General features: G+C 56.5%; 1 pseudogene. It reads left to right on the top strand.

Annotation, left to right across the window (positions count from 1 at the left end):
* Nucleotides 1–781: pseudogene (locus H3Z84_RS08860) on the top strand (xylulose 5-phosphate 3-epimerase); the annotation flags it as partial.

Here is a 781-nt window from a genome sequence, read left to right on the forward strand (position 1 = left end):
GGACTGGTTCCGGCAACACCTGGAACTCAATGGCTTTTACCCCATACTCATTGATGGCCGCGATCCTGCGGCCTTTATCTGGGGCATCTTCGAGGCCGAATCGAGGCTTCAGGCGTGCAGCGAACAGGTCAGCGCCGGCCACATGAGGTACCCTGTAAAGCTCCCCTATCTGATTGCCGAGACGGTCAAAGGCTATGGTTTCTATGGTGCTGGTTCAAACGCGGCGCATGGTACCCCGCTTCCGGCAATACCGAGATTTGATGAGGTCTCGCGCAGGCACTTTAACGAATCCATTGCCCGTTTGTTTGTGCCCGAGATCGAGATTCACGGCGCCCGCGACGTGCTGGCAACTCACCGGGCAGACGATCGGCCTGCGGAAAAGGATCATCCGCTGAGTTGTCGTGACGTCAAGCTGCAAACTGTACCCGAACCGGTCTGGTTGCAAACGGCGGTATCAGAGTCGCCCATGGTTGCGATTGATCGGCAGTTTGTTGCCCTTGTAAAGGCCAACCCGGCGCTTCGTATTCGCCTGGGGAACCCGGATGAATTGCGTAGTAATCAGATGAACCAGTCGCTTGACCTTCTGAAGCATCGCACCCTGACGCCCGAGCCCGGCCTTGCGGAATCCCTTCACGGCTCGGTAATCACAGCCCTGAATGAGGAGGCCGTTGTCAGCGCCGCTCTGGGTAATAAGGGAGGTATGAATCTGGTGGTGTCCTACGAAGCGTTTGCCATGAAAATGATTGGCGCTCTTCGGCAGGAAATTATTTTTGCGCGACAC

This window comes from Marinobacter sp. bablab_jr003 (genome assembly GCF_016464245.1).
GTDB lineage: Bacteria > Pseudomonadota > Gammaproteobacteria > Pseudomonadales > Oleiphilaceae > Marinobacter > Marinobacter vinifirmus.